The organism is Paenibacillus sp. P4_A7, from assembly GCF_056402455.1.
Genome location: NZ_JBFUHJ010000478.1, coordinates 1 through 4108, shown reverse-complemented (window position 1 = coordinate 4108; position 4108 = coordinate 1). Strand labels below are relative to the sequence as shown.

The following is a 4108-nucleotide window of genomic DNA, read 5'->3' as shown; positions in this document are numbered from 1 at the left end:
AAAAGGGGAAAGAAACAAAAACATGGAGATACTAATCGTGGAAGATGAAACATCTATCCGAGACGTGCTGCAATCCTACTTTGCAAATGAAGGCTGGAAAGTAACCGTTTCCATAAATGGGAAGGATGCTCTGGAGAAGGTAAGAACGACTCGTTTTGATATGGTTGTGCTGGACTTGATGCTCCCAGGAATTTCAGGTGAAGAAGTATGCAGAAGCATTAGACAGTTTTCGAATGTGCCTCTCATTATGTTGACTTCGAAATCAAATGAAAATGATACGATTAATGGATTGAATTTAGGAGCGGACGATTATATTACAAAACCTTTTCGTATGAAAGAAGTAATTGCTCGTATATATGCTCTGCAGCGGAGAATGCAATTGATTTCACCGGGAAAAGCAGTCCAAAAATTCAATCGCGGCCAATTTATTGTTTATTTTGAATCCAAAGAAATCATTGTTAACGGCCGATCTGTAAATTTAACACTAACAGAGTTTAAAATCATTAACATTCTTACCAAAAACCCAGGAAAATTATTTAGTCGACATGATCTATCCTTTGAGGTTCAAGGATACCGATTTATTGGTGACGATCGCACTATGGATGCACATATCAAAAACATTCGTAGAAAAGTGGAGGAGGATCCTAAAGCACCCACTTACATTAGTACAAAGGTTGGGGCTGGATATAAATTCAACTTTCAGCCAGATGACGAATGATAAGGCTTCCTATTGTGTTCAAGAAAACTCTACCAGTCTATTTTATTGTCATTGGAATGTTTTCCGCCATATTGATTACTTCGATGTATATTCTATTTACCGTGCTATGGGGACATCTTCTCGTCAAATATAAAACCGAGTATTTAAATGATCAAAGTCTTAAATTAGCTTACTCCTTCCATGACAAAATAACGAAAGAACCGCTGACCGAACAACAGATTTCCTGGGCTTACAGTTTGTCTGAGCAATATTCAAGCTGGGTGCGGTATACCAGTGCTTCAGGTAAAGAGGTATGGCTGGACTCACTGATTGATCAAGATCTATTGGTTAAACCTTACGTTGTCGAGTTTCCTATGATTATTGATGGTGAGCTTATTGGCAAACTATCTATTTATTACGATCTGAGTAAAGATAATTTTTTTCCATACTTTACGATTTTGAATAAACATGCGATGCAATACGCAAGAAACGTCTTTTTCTGTGTGTTATTGATTTCATTATTATTTAGTTTCCTTCTTGCGGTAAAGTTGTCCAAACCACTTCGGACAAGCTGGAAAAAGGCCAATACGATCATGAGTGGCGATCTAGAAGCAAAGCTCCCGTTAGTCGGTACTTTAGAACAGGTTGAATTGGTTCAGACCATCAATTATGTATTAATGGAATTCAGACAACAGGAGAAATGGCGCAAACAACTTATGCAGGATTTGACTCATGAGCTTCGCACACCGCTTACGTCTGTTCTCTCGCGTCTGGAAGCGATGTCAGATGGCATTTATCCCTTAACAGAAAGTAATATGAATAAAATTTTCTCGGAAATAGAGCGGTTGTCACGTCTGGTGAAAGACGTGGAAAGGTTATCTGAGGCTGAAGGAGCACGCTTTACTTTAAACTTAATGCGTGTCGATATGATGATGCTGCTGAAGGGTGTTCATGAGAACTTTTTTTTCCTTGCTCAAGATAAAAACATTACTTTTACCATTCATCAGGTGTATGTTCCATGTTATGCCGAAATTGATCCGGATCGGGTGATTCAAGTGCTATCCAATGTTATTTCAAATGCGATCAAGTATACCCCTCGCGGGGGGCGTATCGAAATTGGTCTGGTGCCAGAGGAACAAGAAACCGTGATCTACTGCTCAGACAAAGGCATGGGTATTTCGACTGAAGATTTATCTTTGATTTTTAATCGTTTTTTTCGCGTGGATAAGTCTCGTTCAAGAGAAAGTGGCGGTCTTGGTGTTGGTCTGAGCATCGCACGAGTTCTCGTAGAGGCACATGGTGGAGTGATGAGCGTGGAGAGTGAGCTTGGGGAAGGCTCAACATTCACAATTCGGTTACCGATCGTCTATAAAGCGGATCGCCAAGTCTTGGATGAACCGGCAAGCTAAGGAGGTAAGGTCATGCTCTTCCGTAATGCGTATGCCCAGTTGAATAGAAACTGGACAATCATTTTATACCCAATTGTTCTAGATATCTTTGCTTTGTGGGCAGGGTGGAAGCTCGGTGGGTTTAGCGGAGAACAGAAGTGGTCATTGAAATGGTTGCTCGATATGGGCTTACCATCATTAAGTCATTTATCCAATATCCCTTTATTCGCCAATACGATGGATTTTTTAAGAATATTTGGTCAAGAGGGGTCTGCAGTCTCCACTGTAGTTATTTTTATTTTGTTGCTCGTTCTTTGTTTTGTTCAAGGTGGTTATATCACAGGATTACATACAATAGCATCGGATAATAAACCAAATTTGGCACAGTTCTTTCGCAATGGAAAAGCCTTCTTTATTCACTTCCTCCTATATAATATGATGGTTTATTTATTAAAAATAGGTGTCACACTTGGATTAACGGCATTTCTTGGGTCGGCAGGGCTCTTTCTTTCCTTACTCGTCTTTATTGCACTTCGTATCGTATTTATATATTTGGAGTTTACGATGGTTGTCGATCGGTTGTCTTGGGATCAAGTGCTTGGACAAAGTAGAGTGTATTTCAAAAGCTCATTATCTCTAACCAGCGCTACCATACTTGTTATGTATGTTAGTTCGGGGTTACTCAGCCTTCTGCTGCACCGATTGTGGAGTATAGAGGCGGTGATCGTAGGAGTGATCGTTTCCGCTTACGTCATGACGGGAATTCAATTGGCTTTCATGATGATTTTGAGTCAAACGAAGGCAAGGTTATAGACAAGTTATCTCAAAAATGAACACCGACCTTGTATATTTTATACAAAGTCGGTGTTTTATCCTTTCAGGGGATTACTGACAAGGGATGACAACATTTGCTGTCTTTACGTTTCTTATTGTCTGCTTTTGTACTGTTCTTCACAGCAAATTCACACAGATCTCACCGTATCTTCACAGGATCTCTGTTATGATCAATTTAGAAAATGATTATCCACTTCATAACATCCGCTATTCTACTTCTTAAAGAAACAAAGGAGGAATTAAACGTTGCTCCTAAGAGGAGTAAACGAGGTGTGAGGTGAATGAAAAAGATTAAAGGAAAATGACTACGCTTACAAAATGTGATAACGGTTCCATACATGGCGTTAAGCTAGTCTGAATGGAAGCTGCTCGAAAGATTTGAAAGTCGCATTTATTTGAAAAAGGGGGATTTTGAATGAACTACATTTTACGAAACAAAGTTGTACTCATCAGTATCATTGTACTGTTAACCCTCATCACCGGTGCATGCTCAAATGGAGGTAGTAATAAGCCAAGTAATAAACCCCAAGAGACCGCAGCGCCGAAAGATACGGCTGCAGCAGAGACAGCCAAGCCTGAGCCGCCGGCTGAGCCTGTAACGATCTCTGTAGCTTATCCGTGGGGTGAGGAGCAGTTTAATAATCGGTTTGGTCCGCTTGATGAAAAGCTGGAAAACATCGTTATTAAATGKATGGATGCTGCAGCTACGTATGAACGCTTGCAGGAACTATTCGCTACTGGGGCTGAACCAGATATTATTATCGGAAATCATGGCTTTGCACCGTTAAACAGTCTCGATCTTCCAGAACCATTGGACGAGTTGATGGCAGCAAATAATTTTGACGAATCAAAGCTGGATCCATCACTTGTCGCTTATCTTCGCGCTCAAGATCCGGAGGGCAGACTTATGGGATTCCCTGATGGGCAAGGCGGGATATCACTATACTACAACAAAGAAATATTTGACCTATTCGGTGTTGCATATCCGGATCCAGAAAAAAGCATGACATGGGATGAGTTGCTCGAGTTAGCTGCCAAAATGACGGCTGAACGCGATGGGAAAAAATATGTAGGGCTGGAGTTTGGCTATGGTTCTAAGGATGGAGATACGTTGGTTCCATTATTAGAAATGGCCTTGAATAAAACGGATCCAGAAACAGGAGAAGTTCGCATTACGACAGATCCTGGA

4 protein-coding genes are annotated in these 4108 nt (G+C 40.6%); all 4 read left to right on the top strand.

The window, feature by feature from the left end; translation table 11 throughout:
- The coding region (locus tag AC1DWN_RS29175) for a response regulator transcription factor (RefSeq protein WP_477562385.1) at window positions 1-718 on the top strand (718 nt) is incomplete at its 5' end.
- A 14-nt stretch (window positions 719-732) separates the two neighbouring features.
- Entirely contained in the window at window positions 733-2106 is a 1374-nt protein-coding gene (locus AC1DWN_RS29170; RefSeq protein WP_477562384.1) for a sensor histidine kinase, read from the top strand.
- 12 nt (window positions 2107-2118) lie between these two features.
- Window positions 2119-2898: a hypothetical protein gene (locus tag AC1DWN_RS29165; protein WP_477562383.1), complete on the top strand. Its 780-nt coding sequence runs from the start codon at window positions 2119-2121 to the stop codon at window positions 2896-2898.
- 436 nt (window positions 2899-3334) lie between these two features.
- A partial coding sequence (locus AC1DWN_RS29160) for an ABC transporter substrate-binding protein (protein WP_477562382.1) occupies window positions 3335-4108 on the top strand: 774 nt, incomplete at its 3' end.